Here is a 15099-nt window from a genome sequence, read left to right on the forward strand (position 1 = left end):
TCGATGGAGGTCACGTGCAAAACATCGTGTATTGATGGCGTAAAAGTGATCTTAAGCCAAATACGGAAAATCAAAGGCGCGAAAAGAGGGGGTAAACAGGCTGTTTTTCCCCGGCTCCGGTATGAAGTGGTTACGGATTAACCGCGGCGACGGGCGGTCAGCAGCAGGTGGACCAGCACGCCGCCCGCCATCCCCCAGAAGGCGGAGCCGATGCCGGCCAGAGAGATGCCGCTGGCGGTGATCATTACGGTAATAATGGCGCTGTCGCGCTGGTCCGGCTCCTGCAGCGCGCGCTGCAAACTGCCGGCGAGGGTATTCAGCAGCGCCAGTCCCGCCAGCGTCGCAATCAGCACGGCGGGCAGCGCGCCGAGCAGCGCCGCAATCAGCGCGCCGCACAGCCCGGCCAGCAGATAGAACCCCCCGGCGCAGACGGCGGCGATCCAGCGGCGCGCCGGATCGGGGTCGACCTCATCGCCCATACAGATAGCGGCTGAGATCGCCCCCACGCAGACCGAAAAGCCGCCAAACGGCGAGCAGAGCAGCGCGATGGCCCCGGTCCAGCTGGTCAGCATGGAGACCGGCGGCTGATAGCCATGCGCCTGCAGCGTGGCGATACCGGGCGCATTCTGTGAAGCCATGGTGATAAGAAAGCAGGGCAGCGCGACGCCGGTCAGGGCGGCGAGCGTAAAGTGCGGCATCACAAATGCCGGCAGGGCAAAGCTGAAGGAGTCCGGCGGCAGGATCACGCTTTGCTGAAGCAGCGTGACGCCCGCTCCGGCGATCAGCGCCAGAATAATGGCGTAGCGCGGCAGCCAGCGGCGACAGAGCAGCCAGACCAGGCACATGGTGCCGCACAGCGCGGCGTTGCTTTCCAGGCCGGTAAAGGTGCCGATGCCGTAGCGCAGTAAAATACCCGCCAGCATCGCCGCCGCGAGCGAGGGCGGAATAAAGCGCATCAGCCGGGCAAATATCCCGGTCACGCCGCTCAGCAGGATCAGCAGGTTAACCGCCACAAACACCCCGATGACCTCATTCAGGTTCAGCCCCTCCACGCTGGTCGCCAGCAGCGCCGCGCCCGGCGTTGACCAGGCCGCAATCACCGGCAGGCGGGTGCGCAGCGAGAGCGCCAGCGTGGCCACCCCCATCGCCAGCCCCAGCATGGTAAACCAGCCGGCGGTCTGCGCCGGTGTAGCTCCCGCCGCCTGCGCCGCCTGCCAGATAATGGCGGCGCTGCTGCTGTAGCCGACCAGCACGGCGACAAAACCGGCCACCAGCAGCGGAATAAACGGGAGAGAGCGGGTGTCAGCCAGATGCATAGAAAACGTCCTGTTGTGCGTTATAACGCACATTGTGGCACGCGTGCCCCGCCGCGACAAGTGATACACTGGGGGGGACGCTTTCAGGAGACGATATGGATAATCTGCAACACGAGTTAGGCCAGACGCTGAAGCAGCTGCGTCAGGAGCGGGGCTGGAGCCTGACGCTGGCAGCCGCCCGTACCGGCGTCAGTAAAGCGATGCTGGGACAGATTGAGCGCGGCGAATCGAGCCCCACGGTAGCTACGCTGTGGAAAATCGTGACCGGTTTCAACGTGCCTTTCTCCCGCTTTATCCACGGCGGCGCGCCGCACTCCGCCAGCACCACGGTATTCAGCGAGGCCAGCGCGCAGATGCAGGTCCGCCCGCTGCTGCCGTTTGATAGCCGGGTAGGGGTTGATCTGCTTGAGGTGACGCTCGCCGGCGGCGCGCAGAGCAGCTCCTCTGCCCACGAGGCCGGGGTCATTGAACAGGTAGTAGTGCTGGAGGGCGAGCTGCTGCTGGGCCTGGAGCAGGGCGCGCAGCGGCTGCGGGCGGGCGAGGCGTATCAGTTTGCCGCCGATAAACCGCACAGCTACGCGAATCCGCTCGCCACGCCGCTGCGTTTCCACAGTCTGATACACTATCTCTCTGCTAACGAACTGACGAGGAGTCCCCATGGCACTAACCACGCTTGATGCACACACCGCCCTGATTATCATCGACCTGCAGCACGGCATTGTCCGTCTGCCGGTCGCCCCGCTGAGCGCTGACGACGTGATTGCGCGCGCCGGTGAGCTGGCTGGCGCGTTTCATGCGCGCCATCTGCCGGTTGTACGGGTTAACGTCGCGGGCGGCGCGCCGGGGCGCAATGAGATGCCGCGCCACGACGCTGATTTACCTGCCGACTGGGCAGATCTGGTGCCGGAGATGCAGCCGGAAGCGGATGATATCTGCGTTACGAAAAAAACCTGGGGTGCATTTCATCAGACCGATCTGCACGCGCAGCTGCAGCAGCGCGGCGTCACGCAGGTGGTGGTGTGCGGCATTGCCACCAGCATTGGCGTAGAGTCGACCGCGCGCGAGGCGTATGCGCTCGGCTATAACGTGACGCTGGCCACCGACGCCATGACCTGCCTTGATGCGCACACGCATGAAAACAGCGTCACGCGCATTTTCCCGCGGCTGGGTGAGACCGGCAGCACCGCAGAAGTACTGGCGCTGCTGGCGGAGTAAGCGCTGACGGTGCCCGATCTGCTCAGGCACCGGCTGGTCAGTTAAAGGTGTAGCTCACGTTAAGGCCGGCGCTGTAATTACGACCCGGCGCCGGTTCGTAGTAGCGTCCGTTGCTCTCATTCACAATCACCGAGCCGATATAGTGGCGATCCAGCAGATTATCTACGCGGCCAAACAGATCCAGCGTCCAGTCGCTGATGTGCCACTTGTAGCCGCTGTTCAGACCAGCCAGCGTGTAGGCGGGCGCCCGCACGCTGTTCTCATCATTGGCCGCAATATCGCTCAGATAGCGCATGTCAGCCCCGGCGTAAAAGCCCTGTTCCGGCGCATACGCTATGCCCGCATAGGCCATGTTACGCGCAATGCCCGGAATACGATGGCCGCGACAGCTCTCATCACCGCAGGCGTTACTGCGGTAACGGGCGTCCAGCAGCGTCCACACCGCTTTCAGCTGCCAGTCATAGCCAATCTGCTGGTCGAACGCCAGCTCCAGACCGCGGCGGCGCGTCTCACCGGCGTTTTTAAAGGTTGCGCGTCCTTCGTAGCTGCCGGCTGAAACAATCTCATTGCGGGTATCGGTCTGAAACAGCGCCGCGCTGAGCAGGCCGTTGCCGAGGCGTTTTTTCGTGCCGAGTTCCAGCGTCTCGCTGGTGGCGGGCTGCAGATCCAGGTTCAGGCCGCTGGTGCCGCGGGTACGATAGGAGAGCTCATTCAGCGTGGGGGTCTCGAAGCCGCGTCCGGCGGAGAGGTAAGCGTTCCAGCCTGAATCGATAGCGTAATTCAGCGCGGCGGCCGGCAGCCAGCGGTGATAGCGACGGCTGCCGCTGTCGTCGGGATCGCTGGCGGTAACGTAGCGATCGTCCGAGGTAAAGTTCACCGTGCTGAAGCGCACGCCCGCATCCAGCGACCACGCGTCCGTCAGCTGCCAGGCGCTCTGTAAATAGGGATCGAGGTTCCAGATCCGGTTGCGCTCATCGCGGCGGCGCTCGCCCTGCACGCCCAGGGCGCCGTCCGGGGTAAAGTTGCGGTAGCCCTTGCGCTTTTCCGTCATGGTCTCATAGTCGAGACCGCCGGTCAGCGTCACCGGCACGCTGAACAGCGCGTCGCGATGGGTCCAGCGCGTATCGATCCCCTGATAGTGGCGCGTCAGCGCAATCACGCCGCCGGGATGACCGGGTCTGTTCTGCGCCACAACCGGAATGGACTGATACTGCGTGGTTTCACGCTCGCCGGCCCAGAGCATCAGGCTCAGGTCGTCATGCTCGCTCATCTCACGCTGATAGCGCACGCCCGCCTGCGTCTGATCCACGCTTTTACGGGCGTCATAGAGGGAGACGTTACTGGCAACCTGACGCGGATTGTCGCGCCACTGGGCGTCGGTCAGGCCGCCCGGATCCTGCGCCTCCAGATGCACGCTGTTGAAGAGCAGCGTCAGGGTACTCACCTCATCAATGCGCACGCCGAGCTTTGCGTTACCGAGGTTTTTCTGTGCGGCGCTGTGGTCGCGATAACCGTGGGTGGTAAACCGTGAAGCGGAAAGGGTGTAGCTGACATCGCCCGGCTGCGTGCCGTCGCCCGTTGCGCCGCTGGCCTTTAGGCTGTTGCGCCAGCTGCCAAAGCTGCCGTACCAGCTGCCCGCTTCCAGCACGGGAGGCTGTTCACCGCTGGCGGTTTCAACGTTAATCACGCCGCCTGATGCGTTGCCATAGAGCGCCGAAAAGGGACCGCGCAGCACATCCACGTGCGCCACCGAGCCGATATCGATATTCGATGTCTGCCCCTGGCCGTCCGGCATGGTAGCGGGAATACCGTCGACGTAAAGACGAACGCCGCGTACGCCAAACGTTGAGCGTGAGCCAAAGCCGCGCACCGAGAGCTGCAGATCCTGGGCGTAGTTCTGCCGGTTGAGTATCTGCAGGCCAGGCACGCCGGCGAGATTCTCCGACAGATTGACGCGCGGCGCGGCCCGGCGCATATCTTCGCCGCTGACAACGCTTACCGCAGCGGGCGTATCGAGTTCAGAGAGGCCGCTGGCCGCGGGTGCCGCGCTGACCACCAGCGTACGCTCCGGGTTATCTGCGGCGAGCAGCGGCAGCGGCAGGAGCGCCGGCAGCAGCAGCGCCTGACGCAGTAAAGCAATATTCATAATCAAAACCGTCAGAAAAAGAGAGAAATCAGAAATGCTCAGTGGGCGGTATGTTACCGGTTATGTCATTTGATTGAAAAGCGTAAAAAACTGCGCGGATCGTGGCCGGTATGATGAAAACGTTATCGCCGCGCCACGCACCTCTGGCTGCGTACTACGCTTTCTGTCACTGTAAAGAGAAGTGCTTACATCATCAGGAGAGAAAATGCGTCAGCAACCGGTTGTAGCCGTACTGGGTCTGGGAGCGATGGGCCATGCGTTCGCCGCCAGCTTACTGAAAAAAGGGTTTCGCGTGCAGGGCTGGAATCGTACCCGGTCTAAAGGGGAAGATCTGGAGGCGGCGGGCCTGCAGCTGAGCGACAGCGCGGAATCCGCCGCTGCGCAGGCGGATGTGGTGATTACGATGCTGGCCGACGGGGATACCACCCGCGACGTGGCGGCGCGCATCGCGTCGGTGCTGAAGCAGAATGCCACTCTGGTACAGATGGGCACCATCGGCGTTGCGGCAACCGACGCGCTGATCGCCCAGATCGCCGCGGCGCGTCCCGATATCAACGTTATTGATGCCCCGGTCTCCGGCACCAAAGCGCCGGCGGAAAACGCCCAGATTCTGGTGCTGGCCAGCGGTGACCGCACGCGGGCTGAGGATGCAGAGCAGGTGTTTGCCGCGATCGGCAAAGGCACGCAGTGGCTGGGCGAGGCGGGCGCCAGCTCGCGCATGAAGCTGGTGGTGAACAGCTGGCTGATTGGCCTGATGCAGAGCCTGGCCGAGAGCACGCGGCTGGCGGAGCAGTTTGGTTTCAGCACTGACGATCTCTGGCGGGTACTGGAGGGCGGTCCGCTGGCGGCTCCCTACGCGAAGGTCAAACTCGGCGCGATTGCCAGCGACGACTACACCCCGCAGATGCAGCTTACCTGGGCGCTGAAGGATGCAAAACTGGCGCTGGAGGCGGCGGGAGAGACCCGGCTGCCGGCGCTGGAGAACATTGCGCAGCTCTGGCAGCAGGCGGTGGAGGCGGGCTACGGCGAACAGGATCTGGCTTCCGTCTACGCCTGGCTGAAGCGCGGAGATGAGTAAACAGGTAAGCTTCGATTTTTCCCGGCGCCCGCTGATACCCTTTGCGCACGATTACGCGCACGGCGCCCGCGAGCCGTGGCACCATCACACCTGTGCGCAGCTGATCCACACCCTGAGCGGCGTGATACGGGTTGAGACAGCGCACGGCAGCTGGATGGTGCCGCCCAGCCGTGGGGTCTGGCTGCCAGCCGGTACGCAGCACGCGTTGCAGACCGGCGGCCAGGTCGCTGCCCGCACGCTGTTTATCGATCCGCTGGCGCGCGCTGACCTGCCGGCCAGCTGTCAGGTGGTGCAGATCTCCGCGCTGCTGCGTGAACTGATCGTGAGCGCACTGTCGCTGCCGGAGGGCTACTCTCCCGGCAGCCGCAGCGAACGCATTTATGAGCTGATCCTCGATGAGATCAGGGTAATGAATGTGCTGCCGTTTGATCTGCCGATGCCGCAAAGCCCGCGCCTGCTGGCGCTCTGTACCCGGATCCAGCAGAGGGCCGGAGAGCCGTGGACCCTGACGCAGGCCGCGGCGGAACTCTGCGTGGCAGAGCGCACGCTGTCGCGCCATTTCAGCCGCGAAACCGGACTGCGCTTTGGCGACTGGCTGCGGCGCGCCCGGCTGAGCCAGGCGCTGATGCGGCTGGCGCAGGGAGAGAGCGTGTTGCGGGTGGCGCTGGACCTCGGCTACGAGAGTCCGGGCGCGTTCAGCGCGATGTTTCGCCGCGTGCTGGGCGTTTCACCGGCGGGCTACTTTCCACCGGCAGAAAGGCGTCCGCCGCATTGAGCAGCGCCTGCAGTGAAGCGCGCGTCACGTCACTGTCGATGCCGACACCCCAGGCGCGTTTGCCGTTTGCGTCAGTGCAGCAGATATAGGCAACCGAGCGACTGTCGCTGCGTTTACCCAGCGTATGCTCGTGGTAATCCTCAATGGCGATTGCGCGCCCGTAGTGCTGCTGCAGCGCGCTGACGGCGGCGGAAAGCAGGCCGTTGCCGCTGCCATTCAGCATGCGCCCGCCCGATGCCGTCGTAAACTGCAGGCGGATACGCGTTGCCCGTTCGTCACTCTGGCTCTCCGCCGTGTCAAGCTGGCGCGCCGGCTGCGTCAGGCCGTAGTGGTGGCAAAACAGCTGCCAGAGGGCATGATGCGTCATCTCGCCGCCGTTCGTGTCAGTCTGCTGCTGCACCCGCTGGCTGAAATCCTGCTGCAGCGCGCGCGGCAGTTGCAGTCCGTGGTTCTGCTCCAGCAGCCAGGCGCTGCCGCCTTTGCCCGACTGGCTGTTGACCCGGATCACCGCTTCATAGCTGCAGCCAATGTCGCGCGGATCGAGCGGCAGATAGGGGATCTGCCAGCGGGTTTCCTGCCGCGCTGCACGTTCGGCAAAGCCTTTACGGATGGCGTCCTGATGGGAGCCGGAAAAGGCGGTAAAGACCAGCTCACCGGCATAAGGGTGGCGCGGATGCAGCGGCAGCTGATTACAGGCCGTCACCGTCTCAATCACCTGCTGCATATCGCTGAAATCCAGCCCCGGCGCCACGCCCTGGGTGTAGAGATTCAGCGCCAGCGTCACCAGATCAACGTTGCCGGTGCGCTCGCCGTTGCCAAACAGGCAGCCCTCAACGCGATCGGCCCCCGCCAGCAGCGCCAGCTCGGCGCAGGCGGTGCCGGTACCGCGATCGTTGTGCGGATGCACGCTGATAGTCACCGCCGCACGCTGGCTGAAGTGGCGGCAGAAATATTCAATCTGATCGGCGTAGACGTTAGGCGTGTTCACCTCCACCGTGGCGGGCAGGTTGATAATCATCGGTCGCTGCGGGCCAGGCTGCCAGATCGCCGCCACCGCTTCACAGATCTCCAGCGCAAAGTCCGGCTCGGTAAAGCAGAACGTTTCCGGTGAATACTGAAACGTCCACGCCGTGTCAGGCTGCGCGGCACAGCGGTCGCGGATCTGGCGGGCGGCGCTGCACGCCAGGGCGACAATCTCCGCTTTGCTCTGGCAAAACACACGCTCGCGAAACAGCGGGGCGGTGGCGTTGTAAAGATGAACAATCGCCTGCCGCACCCCCGTCAGCGCGTCAAATGTGCGATCGATCAGATCGCTGCGCGCCTGGGTGAGCACCTGAATAGTGACGTGGGGCGGAATGTGATCTTTCTCAATCAGCTCCCGCACAAACGCATAGTCGGTCTGCGATGCGGCAGGAAAGGCCACCTCAATTTCGCTGAAGCCGCAGCGCAGCAGCAGCTGCCAGAACGCCAGCTTGCGGGCGCTGTCCATCGGCACCGCCAGCGCCTGGTTGCCGTCGCGCAGATCCGTTGAGAGCCAGCGCGGCGCGTGAGTGAGCTGGCGCGACGGCCACTGGCGATCGGCCAGCGGCAGCACAGGGGTCGGGTAATATTTATCAGCAGGGTGAGTCAGCATCGTCGTCTCCTTTAGCAGAGCCTGCAGTGTGGCGCAGGTGAATCGCTGCCCGCCTGCGCGTAGCGGACAACCACGCGTGCGAAACGGACAGGTTGGCGAAAGCGGTGCGGGCGCGTAGCATAGCGGCACGATTTCCGGCTCAGGCAGGCTATGTCATTTATTACGTTCGACGGTCACAACGACCTGTTACTGCGGCTCTGGCTGCATCATCGCGACGATCCGGCGCGCGCCTTTTTTTCCGGTACAGAAACCGGGCATCTCGACTTTCCGCGCATGCAGCAGGGCGGCTTTGGCGGCGGGCTATTTGCGCTGTTTGTGCCGCCGGCTGGCTATCTCAGCGAGGTGGCGCCTGAGCGCGCCGGCGAGCAGCTGCCGCCGCTCACCATTCTCTGGCAGCAGCTCGCGATCCTGAAAACGCTGGCGGCGGAATCAGGCGGTCGCGCCCGGCTCTGCCTGAATGCGGAAGAGATTGCTGCCTGCCGGCGCGATGGCGTACTGGCGCTGGTGGCGCACATCGAAGGCGCCGACGGTTTCGACGGTGCCGGCGCGGATCTGCAGGCGTTTTATCAGGCCGGGGTGCGCAGCATCGGGCCATTCTGGAATCTGCCTAACCGCTTTGGTCACGGCGTTACCGGCGCGTTTCCCGGATCGCCCGACAGCGGCGACGGGCTGACGGAGGAGGGGGAGCAGCTGATTACGCTGGCCTGTCAGCAGCGTATGGTTATCGATCTCTCGCATATGAATGAAAAAGCGTTCTGGCAGACGGCGCGGCTCAGCACGCTGCCGCTGGTCGCCACGCACTCCAATGCGCACGCGCTCTGCGCACAGCCGCGCAACCTGACCGACGATCAGCTGCGCGCCATTCGCGACAGCGGCGGCGTGGTGGGGATAAATTTCGGCAACGCTTTCCTGCGCAGTGACGGAAAACGCGACGACAGCACCGCGCTGACGGAAATTGTTAAACACGCTGCGCATCTGATCGCTATTATGGGCCGCGATCACGTGGCGCTGGGATCGGATTTTGACGGCATCAGCGTGCCGGCGACGTTAAAAGATGTTACCGGTTTACCGCGGCTCTATGCGCTATTGCAAAGTCTCGGCTATGATCAGGCATTGACTGAACAGCTCGCGTGGGGCAACTGGCAGCGCGTGCTGCGTCAGATCTGGCAGGCCTGAACCGCGTTTCCCTGGTGAATCAGGGTTGATCTCCGCGCGACATTGGCGCAACATCGCCGCGCCTGGTGTACTGCCTGCAGTCGCCAGCGGCATTTATGGCAGAGCCTGCTCTGCGTTTTCATTGATGAGGAAGAACACTATGTGGAAAAAACCTGAGTTTGTTGACCTGCGTCTGGGCCTGGAAGTGACACTGTACATCTCCAACCGCTAAGACTCTCTGCCCGCCGCTCGTGCGGGCATTCTCTTTTTCTGCTTCGGTCTTTCACATGTTTATTAACGTTCTCGGTTCAGCGGCAGGCGGTGGCTTTCCGCAGTGGAACTGTAACTGCGCCAACTGCAGCGGCCTGCGTAACGGCACCATTCAGGCGCAGGCGCGCACCCAGTCCTCGATTATCGTCAGTGATAACGGGGAAGATTGGGTGTTATGCAACGCCTCGCCTGATATCAGTCAGCAGATTGCACAGACGCCTGAGCTGGTGAAAAAAGGGGTGCTGCGCGGCACCGCTATCGGCAGTATTATTCTGACCGACAGTCAGATTGACCACACTACCGGGCTGCTCAGCCTGCGTGAAGGCTGTCCGCATCAGGTGTGGTGTACCCCCGAAGTGCATGCCGATCTCACCAGTGGTTTTCCTGTCTTTACCATGCTGCAGCACTGGAATGGTGGCCTGAAGCATCATGCGCTGACGCCGCTTGAGCCGTTCAGCGTGGCGGTCTGTCCCGATCTGCAGTTTACTGCGATCCCGATCCTCAGCAACGCCCCCCCTTACTCTCCGTACCGCGACCGGCCGCTGCCGGGGCACAACGTGGCGCTGTTTATCGAAAACCGCGCCAGCGGACAGACGCTGCTCTACGCGCCGGGTCTGGGCGAGCCGGATGCGGTGATCATGCCGTGGCTGCAGAAAGCGGACTGCCTGCTGATTGACGGCACCGTCTGGCAGGATGATGAGCTGCTGACCACCGGCGTCGGCAAAAACACCGGGCGTGCGATGGGCCATCTGGCGCTGGCTGAAGAGCAGGGCCTGATGGCGCTGCTGGCCGCGCTGCCGGCAAAGCGCAAAATCCTTATTCATATTAACAACACCAATCCGATCCTCGACGAACACTCGCCGCAGCGCCAGTTTCTGACGCAGCAGGGCATTGAAGTGAGCCAGGACGGGATGGCGATCCACCTGCAGGAGTCCGCATCGTGATCACCGACGCTCTGACCCCCGAGGCGTTTGAACAGGCGCTGCGCGCCAAAGGCGCTTACTACCATATTCATCACCCTTACCATAAAGCGATGCATAACGGTGAGGCAACGCGCGAGCAGATCCAGGGCTGGGTCGCAAACCGCTTCTATTACCAGACCACCATTCCGCTGAAAGATGCCGCGATCATGGCCAACTGCCCCGATCCGGCCACGCGGCGCAAGTGGGTACAGCGCATTCTCGATCACGACGGCAGCCACGATCGCGATGGCGGCATTGAAGCCTGGCTGCAGCTGGGTGAGGCGGTGGGCCTGACGCGTGAGGCGCTGCTGTCGGAGCAGCACGTGCTGCCCGGCGTACGGTTTGCCGTTGACGCCTATCTCAATTTTGCCCGTCGCGCTGACTGGCAGGAAGCGGCGTGCAGTTCCCTGACCGAGCTGTTTGCGCCGCAGATCCATCAGTCGCGCCTCGACAGCTGGCCGCAGCACTATCCGTGGATCAAAGAGGAGGGGTATTTCTACTTCCGCAGCCGCCTGAGCCAGGCTAACCGCGACGTTGAGCACGGGCTGGCGCTGGCGCTGGAGCGCTTTACCACGGCGCAACAGCAGAACCGCATGCTGGAGATCCTGCAGTTTAAACTCGATATTCTCTGGACGATGCTTGATGCCATGACAATGGCCTATGTGCTGCAGCGTCCGCCTTATCATACGGTCACCGATCGGGCGGCCTGGCACACAACAAGACTGGTGTAATGCGCATGAAAGATACCCTGATCCCCGCTTTCCGGCGCGGTTATCGTCTGCAGTGGGAAGCCGCGCAGCAGAGCCACGTCGTGCTCTATCCGGAAGGCATGGCGAAACTGAATGAAACGGCAGCGGCTATCCTGGAGCTGGTGACCGGTAAACAGGATGTGGCCGCGATCGTCAGCACGCTTGACGCCCGTTTTCCCGAGGCTGGCGGCGTCGGTGACGACGTGAAAGATTTCCTGCAGTCCGCCGTTGAACAGAAATGGATCCAGTGTCGTGAACCCGAATAAACCCGCCGTCAATGCGCCGCTCTGGCTGCTGGCGGAGCTGACCTATCGCTGCCCGCTGCAGTGCCCGTACTGCTCTAATCCGCTCGATTTTGCGCAGCAGGAGAAAGAGCTGACCACCGACCAGTGGATTGAGGTGTTCCGCCAGGCGCGCGCCATGGGTAGCGTACAGCTCGGCTTCTCCGGCGGCGAGCCGCTGGTACGCAAAGATCTGCCTGAACTGATCCGCGCCGCGCGCGACCTGGGCTTTTACACCAATCTGATCACCTCCGGCATTGGCCTGACCGAAAAAAAGCTCGACGCCTTTGCGGACGCCGGGCTGGACCATATCCAGATCAGCTTTCAGGCCAGCGATGAAACGCTGAACGCCGCGCTGGCTGGCTCGCAAAAAGCGTTTCAGCAGAAGCTTGAGATGGCGCGGGCAGTGAAAAAGCATGGCTATCCGATGGTGCTGAACTTTGTGCTGCACCGCCATAACATCGATCAGATCGATAAAATCATCGACCTCTGTATTGAGCTGGATGCCGATGACGTTGAGCTGGCAACCTGTCAGTTTTACGGCTGGGCGCATCTGAACCGCGAAGGGCTGCTGCCGACGCGGGAGCAGATCGCCCGTGCTGAAGAGACGGTCGCACGCTACCGGGCACGCATGAGCGAGAGCGGCAACCTGACCAATCTGCTGTTTGTGACGCCGGACTATTATGAAGAGCGTCCCAAGCCCTGTATGGGCGGGTGGGGATCAATCTTCCTCAGCGTAACCCCGGAAGGCACGGCGTTACCCTGTCACAGCGCGCGCCAGCTGCCGGTTGAATTTCCCTCCGTACTGACGCAGAGCCTGCAGTCTATCTGGTATGACTCGTTTGGTTTTAACCGCTACCGCGGCTTTGACTGGATGCCGGAGCCGTGCCGCTCCTGCGATGAGAAAGAGAAAGATTTCGGCGGCTGCCGCTGTCAGGCGTATATGCTGACTGGCAACGCCGACAACACCGATCCGGTCTGCAGCAAATCGCCGCATCACGGGCAGATTCTGGAGGCGCGGCGTGAGGCAAACTGCAGCGATATCAAAATTGCCCAGCTGCAGTTCCGCAACCGGGCCAACTCCGCGCTGATTGTTAAACAGCGTCTCTGATGATGCAGCGCACCCTGACGCTGGCCAGCGGCCTGCGCTGCCACCTATATCACCAGCCTGACGCCCGCGAAGCCGCGGCGCTGGTGCAGGTCGGGGCCGGCAGCCTGCATGAGCCCGATCGCTGGCCCGGACTGGCGCATCTGCTCGAACATCTGCTGTTCTGCGACAGCGCGCGCTTCAGTGGCAGCCAGCGCCTGATGCCGTGGGTGCAGCAGCAGGGCGGCGAGGTCAACGCTACCACCCAGCTCAGCCGCAGCGCATGGTTTTTTCAGCTGCCGGCCGCCGCGCTGGAAGGCGGCGTCACGCGGCTGGCGGATATGCTGATCGCCCCGAACCTCGCGCCTGACGCCATCCGCCAGGAGTGCGCCGTGATCGATGCCGAGTATCAGCTGCTGCAGAGCCACAGCGAGACGCTGAGCGAGGCGGCGCTGCTGCATCCGCTCGGCAGGCGCTTCAGGCGCTTTCGCGCCGGCAGCAGGGCGGCTTTTGGTGACAACGTCACGGAGCTGCAGCGCGCGCTGCGCGATTTTCATCAGACCCGCTTTACGGCAAACAGTCTGGAGCTCTGGCTCTCCGGGCCGCAGTCGCTGGACGAGCTGGCAACGCTGGCCGCAGCCTTTGAATGCCTGCCGGGCGGCGAGGTACCGGCGCTGCCGGTGGTGCCCCGTCAGCCCGGCAGCCAGGTGCTCACGCAGCTTGAGCTGCCGGGTGAGAACGCATTCTGGCTGACGCTTTTAATCCCCTTCGATCGCGCATTTAGTGACAGTGTCACTCTGCTGCGCAGTTACTGGCTCGATGAGGCTGAAGGCGGCCTGCTGCATCAGCTGCGCAGTGAGGGACTCTGTGACACGCTGCAGGTCAGCTGGCTGTGGCAGGACACCCGGCACGCGCTGCTCGCACTGCGCTTCAGCGCAGCGGCGATCTCACCCGCGCAGGCCTGGCGTATAGAACAGCGCGTCTGGCAGCACCTGCAGGCCGTGCAGCACAACACGCAGCGCCAGCATCAGCACTATCTGCAGCTGGCGCAGCGCGACTTCCGCGCTGAGACGCCGCTGCGTCAGCTGCGGCTGCGGGCGGGTGCAGAAGCGCCCGCGGCCGATCTGCCTCCGGACCTGGCCCGGGCGATCCGCCAGCTGATGCAGGCTGGCCGCCTGCGCCTGCTGACCCGGCAGCCGCTGAGCGACGCTCAGACCTGCACCACGCAGGGATTTACGCTGCGCTGCAGTACCCGCGTGCTTTGCGGTGACGTACCGGCGGCGGTGCGCTGGCAGTTCCCGCCGCGCGCTCTGCAGGCTGCCGCGTCAGGTTACTGCGGCACCGCAGCCGCGTTACCGCAGGCGCTGCCGGTTGAGCCAGCTGAGACGCTGCTGCTGCGCCCGGCGTGCTTCCAGCCGCTGGCTGACCACGCAGGCGTGGCCTGCCAGCGGCGTTTGCGGCCGCTGCTGGCAGAGCTGCGTCATCTGGGGGGGCGTGGCGTCTGGCAGCAGCAGCAGGGGATCTGGCAGCTGCTGCTGGATATTCCGGCCGATGCCGCCGTGGCCTGGCAGCTGCTGCCGGCCATCACGGCGCAGCTGAGCGCAGCGGATGAGGCCAGCGCCCCGCCTGAACCCGCGACCATCGTTATCCGCCAGCTGCTGCAGACGCTGCCATTTCAGCTGCTGTATCCGGCGGCAGCCCGCGGCTGGCAGGCGGCGTGGTGCGGGCACGATCGGCACCTCAATCACTGCGCTGCCCAGAGTCTGGCGAGCCTCAGGCAACAGACAGCGCCCTCTGCGCCGCCACCGCTGCGGCGCGGCATTACGCCCGTCGCCTGCCAGGGACGCGACCAGGCGCTGCTGCTGTTTATCCCTCTGACGACGCCGGATGATATCAGCCTGGCGGCGCTGCAGGCGCTGGGACTGTTTCTGGCGCCGCGCTTTTTTCAGCGGCTGCGTGTGGATCAGCAGATAGGCTACGTGGTCGCGGCCCGCTATGAGCGCTGCGCCGATGTGGATGGACTGCTGTTTGCGCTGCAGTCGCCCGATATCGACTGGGTACGCCTGCTGGCCCACTGCCGGCGCTTTCTGCTGGATATGCAGACGGCGCTGAGCGAGTGTGAGGTCGGGGCGCTGCACGCATGGCAGCAGACGCTGCGGGAACGCTGCCAGCCGCACGCTAACCGGCAGGTGGCGCAGGATCTGCTGCGGCGCGAAGCGGGCGGCGCGATCCTGACACCTGAGGCGGTCTCTGGCCTGACTCTGCCGCACATGCAGCAGCTTTTCCGGCAGCTGGTGCGGCAGCGGCGGCGCTGGCGGCTGCTGATCAACCGGCACTGAACCGGTACACACCGGTGCCACTGCCTGTCCCGACAAAAGTTTACACGGCAAAACTTGGCGTTTGCGGCGGCGTTACATAAAATGCCCGCACTT

The 15099-nt window shown here is 63.6% G+C and carries 14 protein-coding genes; 11 read left to right on the forward strand and 3 right to left on the reverse strand.

Annotated features, from left to right (window positions below; all coding sequences use genetic code 11):
* Positions 1 to 137: 137 nt before the first annotated feature.
* On the reverse strand, positions 138 to 1316 hold the full coding sequence (locus AC2CF9_RS01950) for a benzoate/H(+) symporter BenE family transporter (RefSeq protein ID WP_484556126.1): 1179 nt from the start codon (positions 1314 to 1316) through the stop codon (positions 138 to 140).
* Positions 1317 to 1411: 95 nt separating this feature from the next.
* On the opposite strand from AC2CF9_RS01950, the gene AC2CF9_RS01955 reads away from it, so the two are divergent.
* Both AC2CF9_RS01955 and AC2CF9_RS01960 read left to right on the forward strand, forming a co-directional pair.
* The gene (locus tag AC2CF9_RS01955) at positions 1412 to 1993 is read left to right on the forward strand and encodes a helix-turn-helix domain-containing protein (protein WP_150016095.1); all 582 of its coding nucleotides are present in this window, start codon (positions 1412 to 1414) and stop codon (positions 1991 to 1993) included.
* Positions 1974 to 2531, forward strand: coding sequence for an isochorismatase family protein (locus tag AC2CF9_RS01960; protein ID WP_150016096.1), 558 nt, complete (start codon positions 1974 to 1976; stop codon positions 2529 to 2531). Before AC2CF9_RS01955 ends, AC2CF9_RS01960 begins: the two co-directional genes overlap by 20 nt.
* Positions 2532 to 2568: 37 nt before the next feature.
* On the opposite strand, the gene pqqU is transcribed toward AC2CF9_RS01960, so the two are convergent.
* Entirely contained in the window at positions 2569 to 4677 is a 2109-nt protein-coding gene (pqqU, locus tag AC2CF9_RS01965) for a TonB-dependent receptor PqqU (RefSeq protein ID WP_484556127.1), read from the reverse strand.
* Positions 4678 to 4882: 205 nt separating this feature from the next.
* Here pqqU and AC2CF9_RS01970 point away from each other — a divergent pair, with 205 nt between their 5' ends.
* Both AC2CF9_RS01970 and AC2CF9_RS01975 read left to right on the forward strand, forming a co-directional pair.
* Positions 4883 to 5755: an NAD(P)-dependent oxidoreductase gene (locus AC2CF9_RS01970; RefSeq protein WP_484556128.1), complete on the forward strand. Its 873-nt coding sequence runs from the start codon at positions 4883 to 4885 to the stop codon at positions 5753 to 5755.
* Positions 5748 to 6530 carry an AraC family transcriptional regulator gene (locus AC2CF9_RS01975; protein WP_484556129.1) on the forward strand — a complete coding sequence of 261 codons (783 nt, stop codon included), beginning with the start codon at positions 5748 to 5750 and terminating at the stop codon, positions 6528 to 6530. The genes AC2CF9_RS01970 and AC2CF9_RS01975 overlap by 8 nt, the downstream gene beginning before the upstream one ends.
* On the opposite strand, the gene leuA is transcribed toward AC2CF9_RS01975, so the two are convergent.
* Entirely contained in the window at positions 6451 to 8163 is a 1713-nt protein-coding gene (gene leuA, locus AC2CF9_RS01980) for a 2-isopropylmalate synthase (RefSeq protein ID WP_150016099.1), read from the reverse strand. The two genes, AC2CF9_RS01975 and leuA, sit on opposite strands and share 80 nt — an antisense overlap.
* Before the next feature lie 150 nt (positions 8164 to 8313).
* On the opposite strand from leuA, the gene AC2CF9_RS01985 reads away from it, so the two are divergent.
* The 7 genes from AC2CF9_RS01985 (at position 8314) to pqqF (ending at position 15006) form a co-directional block, all read left to right on the forward strand.
* Positions 8314 to 9339, forward strand: coding sequence for a dipeptidase (locus AC2CF9_RS01985; RefSeq protein WP_039384263.1), 1026 nt, complete (start codon positions 8314 to 8316; stop codon positions 9337 to 9339).
* A gap of 139 nt (positions 9340 to 9478) precedes the next feature.
* A complete protein-coding gene (gene pqqA, locus AC2CF9_RS01990) occupies positions 9479 to 9550 on the forward strand; it encodes a pyrroloquinoline quinone precursor peptide PqqA (RefSeq protein ID WP_010617686.1) in 72 nt (23 codons plus the stop codon).
* 55 nt (positions 9551 to 9605) lie between these two features.
* Positions 9606 to 10532: a pyrroloquinoline quinone biosynthesis protein PqqB gene (gene pqqB / locus AC2CF9_RS01995; RefSeq protein WP_150016100.1), complete on the forward strand. Its 927-nt coding sequence runs from the start codon at positions 9606 to 9608 to the stop codon at positions 10530 to 10532.
* A complete protein-coding gene (gene pqqC / locus AC2CF9_RS02000) occupies positions 10526 to 11281 on the forward strand; it encodes a pyrroloquinoline-quinone synthase PqqC (protein ID WP_484556434.1) in 756 nt (251 codons plus the stop codon). The genes pqqB and pqqC overlap by 7 nt, the downstream gene beginning before the upstream one ends.
* Positions 11282 to 11286: 5 nt before the next feature.
* Entirely contained in the window at positions 11287 to 11565 is a 279-nt protein-coding gene (gene pqqD, locus AC2CF9_RS02005) for a pyrroloquinoline quinone biosynthesis peptide chaperone PqqD (protein ID WP_039384271.1), read from the forward strand.
* Entirely contained in the window at positions 11552 to 12691 is a 1140-nt protein-coding gene (gene pqqE / locus AC2CF9_RS02010) for a pyrroloquinoline quinone biosynthesis protein PqqE (RefSeq protein ID WP_484556130.1), read from the forward strand. The genes pqqD and pqqE overlap by 14 nt, the downstream gene beginning before the upstream one ends.
* The gene (pqqF, locus tag AC2CF9_RS02015) at positions 12691 to 15006 is read left to right on the forward strand and encodes a pyrroloquinoline quinone biosynthesis protein PqqF (protein WP_484556131.1); all 2316 of its coding nucleotides are present in this window, start codon (positions 12691 to 12693) and stop codon (positions 15004 to 15006) included. Before pqqE ends, pqqF begins: the two co-directional genes overlap by 1 nt.
* The last annotated feature ends 93 nt before the right edge of the window (positions 15007 to 15099 follow it).

It is taken from the genome of Pantoea sp. SYBGC1, assembly GCF_057197005.1.